Origin of the sequence: Azospirillum oleiclasticum (assembly GCF_013423485.1) — a bacterium.
Lineage (GTDB): Bacteria > Pseudomonadota > Alphaproteobacteria > Azospirillales > Azospirillaceae > Azospirillum > Azospirillum oleiclasticum.
The window spans coordinates 21,825-35,525 of record NZ_JABFFR010000037.1 but is presented as its reverse complement, the minus strand read 5'-3'; the positions used below and the strand labels follow the sequence as shown (position 1 = coordinate 35,525).

Here is a 13,701-nt window from a genome sequence, read left to right as displayed (position 1 = left end):
GATCATCGCGCCGCCGGCCACACCCGCACCGCCAGGGCCGCGGCGGCGGCGGCGGTGGCGAGTGCCGTGACGCCCATCCAGCCCCACAGCGCCAGAAGCTGGCTGCCCAGCGCCGAGCCGGCGGCCATGCCGACGAACATCGACACCATCAGCACCGCGTTCAGCCGGCTGCGCGCCGCCGGGTCGATCCCGTAGATGATCGTCTGGTGCGCGATCAGGGAGGCCTGGACGCCGAGGTCGAAGCCGACCGCGCTGAGCAGGAGCAGCCACAAAGCACCCTCAGGCGGCAGCCACGGCATCGCCGCCATCACCGCGAAGGAGCCGGCGGCCAGCGCCGCCCCCAGCCGGGTCACCAGCTCCGGCCCCCGCCGGTCGGCCAGCCGGCCGGCCAGCGGTGCCGCCAGCGCGCCCGCCGCACCCGCCACGCCGAAGGCGCCGGCCGCCGCGGCACCGAGCTGGAAGGGCGCCTCGTGCAGCATCACCGCCAGCGTCGACCAGAAGGCGCTGAAGCCCATGGACAGGAACCCCTGCGCCAGCGCCGCCCGGCGCAGCCGCGGGTAGGCCGCCCACAAGCCGGCCAGCGAACCCAGCAGCGCCCCGTAGGACAGCCGCGTGGTGGGCGCGAAGCGGGGCAGCCCGCGCCACAGCGCGGCGGCCAGCAACGCCACGCTGACGGCGGCGGCCAGGAACACGGCACGCCAACCGAACTGCTCCGCCACCACGCCGCTGACCACGCGCGACAGCAGGATGCCCAGCAGAAGCCCGGTCATCACGGTGCCCACCACCCGGCCGCGGTGGGCGTCGGGGGCCAGCGTGGCGGCGGCCGGCACGATGTCCTGCGCCAGCGTGGCCGCGATGCCGATGGCGAGGCTGGCGGCCAGCAGCGGCACCACCGAGGGGGCGGCCCCGGCCGCCAGCAGCGCCGCGCACAACACCGCGGCCTTGGCCAGGATGATGCGGCGCCGGTCGTAGCGGTCGCCCAGCGGCGCCAGCAGCAGGATGCCCAGCGCGTAGCCGAGCTGGGTCAGCGGCGGCACCAGCCCGATCATGCGGCTGTCGGCACCGATGTCGGCGCCCAGCACGCCCAGCATGGGGTGGCTGTAATAGAGCGTGGCGACCGCCAGCCCCGCGCCGGTGGCGAGCAGCAGGACCAGCGGGGTGGAGAGGCCGGCGCGGGCGCCCGTGTCGGTGGCGGGTATCGCATGCGCCGATGGAATAGCAGACATGGTCGAAAGACCTTCAATGATTGGCTGGAACGGAGTATGGCCCGCGATCCCGCGCGGCTGTAGCCGGTGCCCGCGTAGATTTGCTATACGTCGCGCGTATGAGCATCGACCCCGCCACCCTCGGCGCCGACCGTCTGGCGCTGCTCGACACCTTCCTGCGCATCGTCGAGGCGGGCAGCCTGTCGGCCGCCGCGGCGCAGCTCGGCAGCACCCAGCCGACGGTCAGCCGCCGGCTCCAGACGCTGGAGCGGGCGCTGGGCGTGCGGCTGCTGCACCGGTCCACCCACGCCATGACGCTGACCGACGACGGCGCGCGCTGCTACGAGCGCGCCCGCGATCTGGTCTCCGCCTGGCAATCGCTGGAAAGCGCCGTGCGCGGCGACGGGGAGGAGCCGTCGGGCCTGCTGCGCGTGGTGGTGCCGCACGCGCTGGGCCAGGATCTGCTGGTCGCCCCGCTGGCCGCCTTCCTGCAACGCTTCCCGCGGCTCCAGGTGGAGTGGCGGCTGCACGACCGCATGCCGGATTTCACCGCGGAGGGGATCGACTGCGCCATCCGCGTCGGCGCGGTGCTGGAGCCGTCGCTGGTGGCGCTGCGGGTGGGGTCCCTGTCGCGGATCGTGGTGGCGGCGCCCTCGCTTCTGACCGGCGCCCCGCCGCCGCGGGAGCCGGCCGCCCTGGCCCGGCTGCCCTGGCTGGCGCTCCACACTTTCTACCGCAACGAGGTGGAGCTGACCCGCGCCGGCACCGGGGAGACGGCGCGCTTCCCCATCCGCCCGCGCCTGTCCACCGACAGCCTCTACGCGCTCCACAACGCGGCGCTCCGCGGGCTGGGGGTCGCCGTCGCGTCCGCCTGGGCGATGGCCGACGACCTCGCCGCCGGCCGGCTGCTGCATCTGGCCCCGGACTGGCAGGCGTCGCCGCTGCCCGTCCACCTCGTCTACCCCCACGCCCCCTTCCAGCCGGTCCGCCTGCGCCGCTTCATCGAAGCGATGCGCGCCGCGGTGCCGGAGGCGGTCAGCGCGCTGGATGCCGCGGAGGGGTAGGGCAGGGGTGCGGAGATTGGGGGGATTATTCTCCGCAGGATGTGCGGAGAATAGGCTGTGGTCGCGTCGAACCATCATTATAATGTCCACAGGAGGTGCGGAGAACGTGACCTACGTTTGGGAAACCGGAAACTGGCCCCACTGGCGTTGGGACGCGGCTCGGATCGAGGCGCCGCTTGCCGCCGCGCGGCATCGCCAGGGATGGCTTCTCGGGCGGATGCAGGCCATGGGGTTCGCGTTGCAGCGGGAGGCGGCGCTGGGGACCATGACGCAGGATGTCGTCACCACCAGCGCGATCGAAGGGGAGACGTTGAACCGCGAGCAGGTGCGGTCGTCCCTCGCCCGCCGGCTTGGTATGGACGCGGGTGGCGTGCCGGTGACGCAGCGCGGCATCGACGGCATCGTGGAGGTGACGTTGGACGCGGTGTTCCGGCATGCCGCCCCGCTGACGGCGGAACGTCTGTCCGGTTGGCACGCGGCGCTTTTTCCCACCGGCTACAGTGGCATGCGGAGGATCCGTGTGGGCGGCTGGCGCCGCCCGGAGGACGGCCCCATGGAGATCGTCTCCGGGCCCATCGGCGGGGAGCGTGTCCACTACGAGGCGCCGCCCGCCGAACGTCTGGGCCGGGAGATGGCGGCCTTTCTCGACTGGTTCGAATCGGAGGACGGCATCGACCCGGTGCTCCGCGCGGCGCTGGCGCATCTGTGGTTCGTCACCATCCATCCCTTCGAGGATGGCAACGGACGCATCGCGCGGGCGATCTCCGACTTGGCCCTGGCCCGCTCCGAGCGGACGGATCACCGCTTCTACAGCTTGTCCGCCAGCATCCGCGCCGATCGCGACGCCTATTACGCGGTGCTGGAAGCGACACAGAAGGGCGACGGCGACGTCACGGACTGGCTGGGCTGGTTCCTGGGCCGGCTGGCCCATGCGATCGCGGAGGCCGGCGGTACGGTCGGCGGCGTCCTGCGCAAGGCCGCCTTCTGGGAGCGGCACCGCGCCAGCGGCTTCAATGAACGCCAGATCAAGGTGTTGAACCGTTTGCTGGACGGCGGCTTCGACGGCAGGCTCACTTCGTCCGAATGGGCAAAGCTGACCAAGTCCTCGCAGGACACGGCGACCCGCGATCTCAAGGACCTTGTCGAGAAAGGGGCTTTGCGGCCGGGCGACGGCGGTGGCCGCAGCACCCACTATGTGCTCGTCCAGCCCGGCGACGACGCGTGACCGGCCGCGGCGGCCGGTCGCCTACCCCAGATACCCGTTTCCCCGGAACCACGCGATCGCCTCCTCCAGCGCCGCCGTCGCCGGGCGTGGGCGGTAGCCCAGTTCGTGTTCGGCCTTGGCGGAGGTGAAGAACATGCGCTTCTTCGCCATGCGCACGCCGTCCACGGTGGCGAAGGGTTCCTTGCCGGTGACCCGGGCCACCAGCTCGGCGGCGCGGGCGATGGGGATGATCAGGTCGTGGGGTAGGCGCACGCGCGGCGGCGGGCGGCCGACGATGGTCGCGATGCGGCCGAGGATCTCCCGCAGCGTCAGGTTCTCGCCGCCGAGGATGTAGCGCTCGCCGACGCGCCCCCGCTCGAAGGCCAGCCACTGCCCCTCCGCCACGTCGTCCACATGCACGACGTTGAGGCCGGTATCGACATAGGCCGGCATGCGCCCGGCGGCGGCGTCCACCACCATGCGGCCGGTGGGGGTGGGCTTCACGTCGCGCGGCCCGATGGGGGCGGAGGGGTTGACGATGACGGCGGGCAGCCCCTGTTCCTCGACCAGCCGGCGCACCTCCGCTTCGGCCAGGAACTTGCTGCGCTTGTAGGTGCCGATCATGTCGTCCAGCCCGGCGGGGGTGGTCTCGTCGGCGACGCCGCCCGGCACCAGCCCCAGCACGGCGACGCTGCTGGTGTAAACCACCCGCCGCACCCCGGCCTCCAGCGCCGCCGTCATCAGGGTGCGGGTGGCGTCCACGTTGGCGCGGTGCATGGCCACCGGGTCGGGCACCCAGAGCCGGTAGTCGGCGGCGACGTGGAACAGCGCCTCGCACCCCTTGACCGCGCGGGCGAGCGAGGCGGGGTCGAGCAGATCGCCCTCCACCCGGCGGACGGGCAGCCCCTCCAGGTTCCGGCGGTCGGTGCCGGGGCGCACCAGCGCCGTCACGTCGGCCCCGGCGGCGAGCAGCCGCCGCGCCACGGCGGAGCCGATGAAGCCGGTCGCCCCGGTGATCAGGATGGTCACGCCCGCCTCCCTCTTGCTGGCCGTCCTCTGCTATAGGTCGCCGCGCCCGCGCACCACAAGGCCGTTCCATGGAAGCCGTCCCCACCAGCGCTCTCACCGATCTCGTCGTCCGCCTCGTCGATCTCTGCCGCCGCCGGGCAGGCGCGGTGGCGGCCCTGTTCCTGGCGCTGACCGTGGCGGCGGGCTGGTACACCGCGGCCAACATCCGCATGGACACCGACACCGACCGGCTGCTGTCGGCCGACCTGCCCTGGAAGCAGCAGGAGCGTGCCTACGACGCCGCCTTCCCGCAATTCCAGCGGCGTCTGGTGGCGGTCATCGACGGCACGACTCCCGACCGCGCCGACGACGCGGCGGCGGCATTGGCGGCGCGGCTGGAGCAGCGGCCCAACCTGTTCCGCAGCGTGCGGCGCGGCGACGCGCCCTATCTGCGCACCCACGGCCTGCTGTTCCTGAAGGAGGCGGAGCTTCGGGAGCTCGCCGACCGGCTGATCGAGGCGCAGCCGATGATCGGCTCGCTGGCAGCCGATCCCAGCCCGCGCGGCCTGTTCGCCGCCATCAACCTGCTGCTGGAGGGGGTGAAGCGCGGCCAGCTCGACCTCGCCGCCACCGCCCCCATCCTCGACGGCATCGCGGACGCGGCCGAATCGGCGGTGCGGGGGGAGGAGCGGCCCCTGTCCTGGCAGGCGCTGTTCACCGGGCGGGAGCCGGGACCGCTGGATCTCCGCCGCTTCGTGCTGATCCAGCCGGCGCTCGATTTCGGCTCCCTCTCCCCCACCGTGTCGGCGACCGATGCAGTGCGCGCCGCGGTGCGCGAGCTCGGCCTGACGCCCGACGCCGGCGTGCGCGTGCGGCTGACCGGCAACATCGCCATGGAGGAGGAGGAGTTCCGGACGGTCGCCGACGGGGCGGAGGTCTCCGCCGCCGGCTCGCTGCTGGCGGTTGCCGTGCTGCTGTTCCTGTGCCTGCGCTCCGGCCGGCTGATCCTGCCGATCCTGCTGACGCTGGTCGCCGGGCTGGCCTTCACCTTCGGCTTCGCGGTGGCGGCGGTCGGCACGCTGAACCCGATCTCCATCGCCTTCGCCGTGCTGTTCATCGGCATGGGGGTGGATTTCGGCATCCAGGTCGCCACCCGCTACCGCGACCGCCGGCACGCGGTGCCCGACCCGGCCGACGCGATGCGGGACACCGCGCGCGGCATCGCCGGGCCGCTGCTGCTGGCCGCCGCCACCACGGCGGCGGGGTTCCTGGCCTTCCTGCCCACCGATTACGTGGGGGTGTCGCAGCTCGGCCTGATCGCCGGGGCGGGCATGGCCATCGCGGCGGCCTGCAACCTGACCCTGCTGCCGGCCCTGCTGACCCTGTTCCGCCCGCGCCCGGAGCCGGAGCCGGTGGGCTACGCGGCGCTGGCCCCGCTCGACCGGCTGCTGGTGGAGCGGCGGCGGGCGGTGCTGACGGTGGCGCTGGGGCTGGGGGTTGCCGGGCTGCTGGCGCTGCCGCTGCTGCGCTTCGACTTCAACCCGGTCAACCTGCGCGACGCCAAGACGGAGGCCGTCTCCACCGCGCTGGAGCTGATGGCCGACCGCGACACCACCCCCTTCACCGTGCAGATCCTGGCCCGATCGCCGGCCGAGGCGGCGGCGCTCGCCGACCGGCTGGAGGCTCTGCCGGAGGTGTTCCGTGCCCTGTCCATCGCCAGCTTCGTGCCGGGGGGGCAGGACCGCAAGCTGCCGATCCTCGACGATCTGAACCTGCTGCTCGGCCCCACCCTGACGCCGCTGTCCGTGGCCCCGCCGCCGACCCCGGCGCAGATCCGCGCCGCCATGGCCGAGACGGTGGAGCGGCTGCGGGCCTTGCCCGGCGGCGAGGCGCGGGCGGCGCGTCCGGCCGCGGCGCTGTCGGCGGTGCTGGCCGCGGACGACGCCACGCTGGCCCGTTTCGGCCGGGCGGTCGCCGCCGGTCTGCCGGGCCGGCTGGACGCCCTGCGCGGCCTGCTGTCCGCCGGGCCGGTCACGCCCGACACCATCCCGGCCGACTTCAGGCGGGATTGGGTGACCGCCGACGGCCGCGCGCGGGTGGAGGTGTCGCCGGCCGGCGACGGGCGCGATCCCGACACGCTCGTGCGCTTCGTGGCGGCGGTGCGCGCGGTCGCGCCGGCCGCCACCGGCACCGCGGTGACCATCCAGGAATCGGCCCATGTGATCGTCGGCGCCTTCCGCGACGCCGGGCTGGTGGCGCTGGGCGCCATCGTGATCGTTTTGTTCACGGTGCTGCGCCGGCCGCTCGACGTGGCGCTGGTGCTGGCGCCGCTGGCGCTCGCCACGGTGCTGACCGGGGCGGTCGCCGTCGCCGCCGGGCTGGCGCTCAACTTCGCCAACATCATCGCCTTGCCGCTGCTGCTGGGGGCGGGCGTGGCCTTCGCCATCTATTACGTGGTCAACGCCCGCGCCGGGCAGGACCGGCCGCTGCAATCCAGCACGACTCGGGCGGTGTTCTACAGCGCGCTGACCACCGCGGTCGCCTTCGGCAGCCTCGCCCTGTCCAACCACCCCGGCACGGCGTCCATGGGGCTGCTGCTGCTGATCGGTCTGGGGGTGATCCTGCTGACCGTGTTCCTGCTGCTGCCGGCCCTGCTGGCCGCCGCGCGGGAGTAATTTGGGCCATCGAGGCCCCGCGGGCCCATGCCCGCGAAGCCAAGGCCCACGGATGTGGGCCGCCCGGCGTCTGAGGGGCCATCGATCGCTTGCGATCGATAAAACCAGACCTTACGCCCCCTCCTCCATCCCCTTGGACTTGCCGTCCAGCTCCTGGATCAGCCCGTCGGGGCCGTGGTCGCGCAGGGTGGCGGCGAAGTCCGAGCGGCGGGTGGCGAGCTGGCTGATGGTGCCGTCCAGGAACACGTCGAAGGCCCGCCAGCGCTTGGCCTCGTCCTGGCGCATCAGGTGGTTGAGCGCGATGGGCTTTTCCCCCTGCGGCACGATGTCGGCCAGCACCAGCGTGCCCTGCGGGAACTGCTGGGTGCCCTTCACGTCGAAGCGCTCGCCGTCGTACTTGCGGAAGGAGCGGGCGTAGGAGGAGACGCTGAAGCGGGTGAAGGCGGCGATCAGCCGCGCCTGCGCGTCGGCCGGCAGATTGCCCCAGGCCGCACCCGCCACCACGCGGGTCATGAAGGGCACGTCGAAGGCCGCCTCGAAGGCCGGCTTGATGCGGTCGTAGCGCCCGCGGAAGCCGAGCTGCGGGCCGTTCTTCATGGCGTCCAGCAGCGTGTCGAAGAAGCGCCGCAGCACCGCCTCCGGCGAGTCCTGCGCCAGCGCCGGGGCCACGGGCAGGGCGATCAGGGCACCGCCCGCCGCGGCGGCGAGCAGCAGGGTGCGGCGGTTGACGGTGCGGCTGTCTGGGATCACGGCTTGCGGTCCTCGAAGGGTGGAGGGTCCAGGGGGGTACCGGCAACGGCGCCCCGCAACGCTTCTAGTCCGGCCCGGCTGTCCGTCGCAAGCCGCAGCAGCGCCGGAAGCTGCCAGGGTGCGGCCAGCAACCGCAGAGCCACCGCCGCCGGCCGCACCGCACCGTCCGGCCCGACCCCGGCCAGCGCCGCCGCGGGGATGGCGCGGTCCGCGGGATCGGCCACCGCGCGCAGCACGACGAAGGGCAGGCCGGACCGCGCCACGGCCCCGCTCTCCATATCCACGGCGCCGGCGCCGGTGCAGTCGAACAGGCACCGTTTCGCCGCCGGATCGGCCACCACGCCACGGCTCGCCAGGATGCGCCCGCCGACCGCCCGCAAGCCCCGCTCCAGCAGCGCGGCGCGCCAGCCGGCATGCACCGGGAGAACGGTTCCGTCCTCGAAACAAACCTTGTCGGGCAACAGCAGATCGCCCGGCCGCAGCGCCGGATCCAACCCGCCGGCCAGCCCGAAGCTGACCAGCGCGGTGGCGCCCTCCGCTACGAGCCTCGCCACCAGAGCCTCCGCCCGGTCCGTATCGGCCCCGGAACAATGGACGGAGGTGCCCGGCAGACACGCTGCCTCCGTCCGTACCCCGGTGATGACCGCGACGCGGCTCACCTCAGATGCCATACCCCACGCGGCGGTCGTTCCGCTTCATCAACGATCGGTAGCGTCCCAGCGCCCACAGCGGGAAGTAGGAGGCGTAGCCGTGGTAGCGGAGGTAGAAGACGCGGGGGAAGCCGACGCCGGTGTAGAGGTCCTCCGTCCAGCGGGCGCCGCGCCGCGGCGACTCCTGCAGGAAGGCGACGCCGCGCTTCACCGCGTCGCTCTCCACCTCGCCGGCCGCCATCAGGGCGAGCAGCGCCCAGGACGTCTGGGAGGGCGTGCTGGCCTTCGCCTCGCGCTTGCGGTCGTTCCAGTAGGTGGCGCAGTCCTCGCCCCAGCCGCCGTCGGGGCGCTGGGTGGCCTCCAGCCAAGCCACCGCGCGGCGGATCGGCTCGGCCTTGTGGTCCATGCCCACGGCGTTCAGCGCGCTCAGCACCGACCAGGTGCCGTAGACATAGTTGGTGCCCCAGCGGCCGAACCAGGCGCCGTCCGGCTCCTGCTCCTTCAGCAGGTAGGCCACGCCCTTTTCGACCGCGGAACGATCCTGTTCGCGGTCGAGTTGGGCCAGGAAGCCGACGCAGCGGGCGGTCACGTCGGCGGTCGGCGGGTCGAGCAGGGCGCCGTGGTCGGCGAAGGGGATGTGGTTCAGGTAATGGGCGGTGTTGTCGGCGTCGTAGGCACCCCAGCCGCCGTCCCTGCTCTGCATGCCGACGATCCAGTCGGCCGCCCGCTCCACCGATTCGGCGTAGCGGTCGGGGTCGGCGCGGTGCAGCGCCATGGCGACCACCGCGGTGTCGTCGACATCGGGATAGGCGTCGTTGCCGTACTGGAACGCCCAGCCGCCGGGCTTCGGTACGGGGCCGGACAAGTTGTCAGCCCAGTCGCCGGCGGTGTCCAGGATCTGCTTGCCGGCCAGCCAGTCGAGCCCGCGGGTGACGCTGCGGCCCTGGCCATCCTCCCCCGCCTCCATCAGCGCGTGGGCGGCGAGCCCGGTGTCCCACACCGGCGACACGCAGGGCTGGCAGTAGCCGCTGTCGCCATGGTCGATCACCAGCTTGTCGATGGCGCGGCGCGCCGTCGCCACCGCGGTGTGGTCGTTGTCGTAGCCCAGCGCCTTCAGCGCCAGCAGCGCGTTGACCATGGCGGGGAAGATGGCGCCCAGCCCGTCCTCGCCGTTCAGGCGCGGCATCAGGAAGTCCAGCGCCTTCTGGATCGCCTTCTCCCGCGGCTTCTTGGGGAACAGCGGCTCGGCGGCGCGCAGCAGATGGTCCAGCGCCAGGAAGACGTTGCCCCAGGCGGCCCCGGTCGGGTTGATGTTGTAGCGCTTCTCCTTCTCCGGCGGCGTCACGAACAGCTCGCGCACGCCGACACCCTTGGGGTTGGCGGCCTGCGGCTTCAGCGCCATCAGGATCAGCAGCGGCACGATCACCACGCGGCTCCAATAGGCCACTTTGGACAGGTGGAAGGGGAACCAGCGCGGCAGCAGCATGATCTCCACCGGCATCACCGGCACCGCGCGCCACGGCACCTGACCGAACAGGGCCAGTGCGAAGCGGGTGAAGACGTTCGATTTGGCGGCCCCGCCCTCGGCCAGGATGCGCTCGCGCGCGGTCGCCATGTGCGGCGCGTCGGGGTCGTCGCCGATCAGCTTCAGCGCGTAGTAGGCCTTGACCGACGCGCTCATGTTGAAATCGCCGTCGTGGAACAGCGGCCAGCCGCCGTGATCGCCCTGCGCGGCGCGCAGGTAGCGGCCGATGCGTTCCTCCAGCGCCGCGTCCACCTCTTCGCCCAGGTAATGGCGCAGCAGGATGTATTCCGCGGGGATGGTGGTGTCGGCCTCCAGCTCGAAGACCCAGTGCCCGTCGCCCTTCTGAAGCCGCTTCAGGTCGGCGCGCACCTCGTCGACCAGCCGATCGAGCTCATCGACGGACTCCTCGATAAAGCGCAGCTGTGCGTCCATGTTTCCTTCTTCCCCTATTCGGGACGCCCGCATTCCCCGGTGCCACACAAACACAGCTTCGGCACCACCGTCACCTCACCCTATTAGGTATGCGCGGAAATTGGTGCAGTGCAAGGTCAGTTTGCAATGGGAGGTCGCCAGGGTGGTCGGAGCAGCCCTCCGGCCAGCGCAGCCCACAGCTTGGACGCCTTGCCGACGCGCAGCGCCCCGTCGTTGCCGTGCCAGCCCCGGCGCTCCAGCCGGTTCAGCACATCCTCGTAGATGCCCATCATCAGCAGCGCCGGCCGCAGCGGTGCCCGCGCGCAGGACGCCAGCGCCCGGTCGGCCTCGGCGAAGCGGGCGCGCGCCACGGCGGCGAGATCGCGGCAGGCGGCGTCCAACCCGGGATGGGCCAGCACCGCGGCCACCCCGGTGGCCCCCCCGGCGCTGGGGTCGATGCCGTGCCGGCGCAGCAGGTCGCCCGGCAGGTAGAGACGGTCGCGCCCGGCGTCCTCCTCCACGTCGCGCAGGATGTTGGTCAGTTGCAGCGCCTCGCCCAGAGCCACCGCGAATCCGCGCGCCTCCGGCTCCTCCGCCCCGAAGGCGTGCAGCGACAACAGCCCCACCGCCCCGGCCACCCGGCGGCAGTAGAGGCGCAGCGTCTCCATGTCCGGCGCGTGCAGGGGGGAGACGACGTCCATCTCCATCCCGTCGATGACGGCGACGAACTCGTCCTTGGGCAGGCCAAAGCGGCGGACGGGGCCGGCCAGGGCGCGGGTGGTGGGGCGGCCGGGACGGCCCTCGTACAGCGCGTCGATCTCCCGCCGCCAGTCGGCGAGCAGGGCCAGCTTCACCGCGTCGGGGTTCGGCTCGTCGGCGACGTCGTCCACCTCGCGGCAGAAGGCGTAGATGGCGAACATCGCCTCCCGCCGCTCGCGCGGCAGGATGCGCATGCCCAGCGTGAAGGAGGAGCCGGAGCGCCGGACCACCTCCGTCACATGCGCCACCGGGTCGATGCCGGGCGCCTCGCCCGCCGCAGCCGTCATCGCCGCAACCCGGCCGTGGCGGGGGTGGCGGGCATCGCCCGCCGCGGCGCCAGCAGGCCGCGCAGCAGCCCCGTCACGCCGCACAGCGCGAAATCGCCCTTGCTCAAGGCCACCCGTTGCGCCAGCGGATCGCCACGGCGCAGCCGCGCCGTCAGCCGTTCCGCCAGCCCGACGATCACCGCGGATTCGGCCGCCAGCCGCCGGTTGCGCAGCGCGTCGGGAAAGGGGCGGGCGAGGTCCAGCAGCGCGTCCACCCCGTCCAGGCAGCGGTCGATGGCGTGCCGCAGCGCCGGGGTGGCGGCCGGCCGGTCGAGGTCGGTGACGTCGCCGCCGCGCTCGGCCAGCCAGTCGAGCGGGATGTAGACGCGGTCCAGATCTCGGCGGTCGCCACCGCAGTCCTGAAGGTGGTTGAGCACCTGCAACGCGTTGCACAGGGCGTCGGTCGCCGGCCACAGCGCCCGGTCCTCGCCATGCAGGTCGAGCAGGAAGCGCCCGACCGGGGCGGCGGAGCGGTCGCAGTAATCGATCAGCTCGGCCCAGTCGGCGTAGCGCCGCTTCACCGCGTCCTGGCGGAAGGCGCTGAGCAGGTCCAGCCCGTGGCGCCGCGGCACGCCGGTCGCGTCCAGGCTGGCGCGCAGCCGGTGCGCCTTGGCGAACAGCGCCGGATCGCCGCCGCCGGTCTCCAGCGCCTCGCCGAAGGCGACGAGGCGGGTGACCTTCTCGTCGGGCGTCAGAGCGGGGTGGTCGGCGATGTCGTCGGCGGCGCGGGCGAAGGCGTAGTAGGCGGCCACGTGCGGGCGTTTGGCCGCGGGCAGAAGCCACGACCCGACGGGGAAATTCTCGTCCGCCGCCGTCTTGCCCGACGGGGTTTCGACCGCTCCGCCCAATCCCGTCTCCTGCCGGGTCAGCCGCCCCGTGCCGTGCCGTCGGCGGGGTAGACCCGACCCTTCCATTGCCCGCCCCGGCCACGCCAATGGCGCAGCGCGGAGGCGACCGTCATCAGGCTGTATAGCGCGGCAACCAAGGGCAGCAACAGCCCGGAGGCGATCGGGCGACCGTAAAGACGCAGTGTTGGCGAATAGGCAACACCCATGGCGACCCACACCGCCAGCCCGGCCGCCGCCGCCCAGCCGTTCCCGTGCAGCGGCAGGGCGAGGGCCAGCAGCGGCGGCACCAGGAAGGTCAGCGCCATGCCGGCCAGCGTTCCGATCAGCAGGAGCGGGGAGTGGTGGAGCTGGGTGTAGGCGGTGCGCGCCACCATGTTCCACACCCCGTCGAACCCGCCGTTGTCGCGCAGGCTGCGCGCCGAATCCGCCAGACCCAGCCAGATGCGCCCGCCCGCGCGCTTCACCGCCGCGGCCAGGGTGCAATCGTCGATCAGCGCGCCGCGGATGGCCTCGATGCCGCCGGCCCGCTCCAGCGCGTCGCGGCGCACCAGAACGCAGCCGCCGGCCGCCGCCGCCGTGCGCGCCCGCGGGTCGTTCACCCAGGGGAAGGGGTAGAGCATCTGGAAGAAGAAGACGAAGGCCGGCACCAGCAGCCCGCCCCAGAAACCGCGGTCGTCCAGCCGCACCATCAGCGACACCAGATCCAGCCGCCCGGCTTCCACCCCTGGCTCCGCCTTCGCCAGCAGCCGCGGCAGGGTGTCCGGCTCCATCCGGATGTCGGCGTCGCACAGCAGGATGTGGGTGGCGTCCGGCGCCACTGCCCGCGCGGCCCGCACCCCGGCGGCCAGCGCCCACAGCTTGCCGGTCCAGCCCGGCGGCAGCGGTTCCGTGCCGGTCACGGTCAGCCGGCCGGGGTGATCCGCGGCCACAGCGTCGGCGATGGCGCGGGTGCGGTCGCGGCTGTGGTCGTCCACCAGCACGACGCGGAGGTTCCCGTGCTCCTGCGCCAGCAGGGCGCGCAACGCCTCGCCCACCACGGCCTCCTCGTCGCGGGCGGGTACCACCGCCACCACGCCCGTAGCGGAGTGGTGCCCGTCCGCCCTGGGGAGCCTCTGGTCGGCCCGCCAGAAGCCGCCGCGGAAGGCCAGGAGGTGGGTCCATATGGCAAGAGACAGAAGGGCGAGGGCGGCGAGCATGGCGGTGTGGTGATCCGGCGGGGGTCCGTGTTATGCAGCGCACTATACGGCACCGACCCCCGATCGCAGCGGACAAAGCT

General features: G+C 73.0%; 11 protein-coding genes. 3 read left to right on the top strand and 8 right to left on the bottom strand.

Features of this window, described 5'->3' with window-relative positions; translation table 11 throughout:
• Window positions 1-2: 2 nt before the first annotated feature.
• Window positions 3-1,226, bottom strand: a complete 1,224-nt coding sequence (locus HL658_RS29570) for an MFS transporter (protein ID WP_180285156.1) — start codon at window positions 1,224-1,226, stop codon at window positions 3-5.
• A 98-nt stretch (window positions 1,227-1,324) separates the two neighbouring features.
• Here HL658_RS29570 and HL658_RS29565 point away from each other — a divergent pair, with 98 nt between their 5' ends.
• Window positions 1,325-2,269 (top strand): LysR family transcriptional regulator, encoded by a 945-nt coding sequence (locus HL658_RS29565; RefSeq protein ID WP_180285157.1) that lies wholly within the window; start codon window positions 1,325-1,327, stop codon window positions 2,267-2,269.
• Between the two features lie 106 nt (window positions 2,270-2,375).
• Window positions 2,376-3,494, top strand: coding sequence for a Fic family protein (locus tag HL658_RS29560; RefSeq protein WP_425485388.1), 1,119 nt, complete (start codon window positions 2,376-2,378; stop codon window positions 3,492-3,494).
• A gap of 21 nt (window positions 3,495-3,515) precedes the next feature.
• Here the strand turns inward: HL658_RS29560 and hpnA are convergent, their stop codons facing one another.
• Window positions 3,516-4,502 carry a hopanoid-associated sugar epimerase gene (gene hpnA / locus HL658_RS29555; RefSeq protein WP_180285159.1) on the bottom strand — a complete coding sequence of 329 codons (987 nt, stop codon included), beginning with the start codon at window positions 4,500-4,502 and terminating at the stop codon, window positions 3,516-3,518.
• Between the two features lie 68 nt (window positions 4,503-4,570).
• On the opposite strand from hpnA, the gene HL658_RS29550 reads away from it, so the two are divergent.
• Window positions 4,571-7,156, top strand: coding sequence for an MMPL family transporter (locus HL658_RS29550; protein ID WP_180285160.1), 2,586 nt, complete (start codon window positions 4,571-4,573; stop codon window positions 7,154-7,156).
• 111 nt (window positions 7,157-7,267) lie between these two features.
• On the opposite strand, the gene HL658_RS29545 is transcribed toward HL658_RS29550, so the two are convergent.
• The 6 genes from HL658_RS29545 to HL658_RS29520 all read right to left on the bottom strand — a co-directional run bounded on the left by HL658_RS29545 (window position 7,268) and on the right by HL658_RS29520 (window position 13,621).
• On the bottom strand, window positions 7,268-7,906 hold the full coding sequence (locus tag HL658_RS29545) for an ABC transporter substrate-binding protein (RefSeq protein WP_180285161.1): 639 nt from the start codon (window positions 7,904-7,906) through the stop codon (window positions 7,268-7,270).
• Window positions 7,903-8,577: a phosphorylase family protein gene (locus HL658_RS29540; RefSeq protein ID WP_180285162.1), complete on the bottom strand. Its 675-nt coding sequence runs from the start codon at window positions 8,575-8,577 to the stop codon at window positions 7,903-7,905. The genes HL658_RS29545 and HL658_RS29540 overlap by 4 nt, the downstream gene beginning before the upstream one ends.
• On the bottom strand, window positions 8,567-10,513 hold the full coding sequence (gene shc / locus HL658_RS29535) for a squalene--hopene cyclase (RefSeq protein ID WP_180285163.1): 1,947 nt from the start codon (window positions 10,511-10,513) through the stop codon (window positions 8,567-8,569). The genes HL658_RS29540 and shc overlap by 11 nt, the downstream gene beginning before the upstream one ends.
• Window positions 10,514-10,629: 116 nt before the next feature.
• Window positions 10,630-11,538: a presqualene diphosphate synthase HpnD gene (hpnD, locus tag HL658_RS29530; protein ID WP_180285164.1), complete on the bottom strand. Its 909-nt coding sequence runs from the start codon at window positions 11,536-11,538 to the stop codon at window positions 10,630-10,632.
• Complete coding sequence (hpnC, locus tag HL658_RS29525; protein WP_246338037.1) at window positions 11,535-12,425, bottom strand: squalene synthase HpnC; 891 nt, start codon at window positions 12,423-12,425, stop codon at window positions 11,535-11,537. The genes hpnD and hpnC overlap by 4 nt, the downstream gene beginning before the upstream one ends.
• Before the next feature lie 17 nt (window positions 12,426-12,442).
• A complete protein-coding gene (locus HL658_RS29520; RefSeq protein ID WP_180285166.1) occupies window positions 12,443-13,621 on the bottom strand; it encodes a glycosyltransferase in 1,179 nt (392 codons plus the stop codon).
• Window positions 13,622-13,701 lie beyond the last annotated feature (80 nt).

What these genes read in the sequence shown, in the direction of transcription:
- hpnD (WP_180285164.1), bottom strand. Translation starts at nt 11,538, where the DNA reads ATGACGGCTGCGGCGGGCGAGGCGCCCGGCATCGACCCGGTGGCGCAT.
- HL658_RS29540 (WP_180285162.1), bottom strand. Translation starts at nt 8,577, where the DNA reads ATGGCATCTGAGGTGAGCCGCGTCGCGGTCATCACCGGGGTACGGACG.
- HL658_RS29570 (WP_180285156.1), bottom strand. Translation starts at nt 1,226, where the DNA reads ATGTCTGCTATTCCATCGGCGCATGCGATACCCGCCACCGACACGGGC.
- HL658_RS29565 (WP_180285157.1), top strand. Translation starts at nt 1,325, where the DNA reads ATGAGCATCGACCCCGCCACCCTCGGCGCCGACCGTCTGGCGCTGCTC.
- HL658_RS29550 (WP_180285160.1), top strand. Translation starts at nt 4,571, where the DNA reads ATGGAAGCCGTCCCCACCAGCGCTCTCACCGATCTCGTCGTCCGCCTC.
- shc (WP_180285163.1), bottom strand. Translation starts at nt 10,513, where the DNA reads ATGGACGCACAGCTGCGCTTTATCGAGGAGTCCGTCGATGAGCTCGAT.
- HL658_RS29520 (WP_180285166.1), bottom strand. Translation starts at nt 13,621, where the DNA reads ATGCTCGCCGCCCTCGCCCTTCTGTCTCTTGCCATATGGACCCACCTC.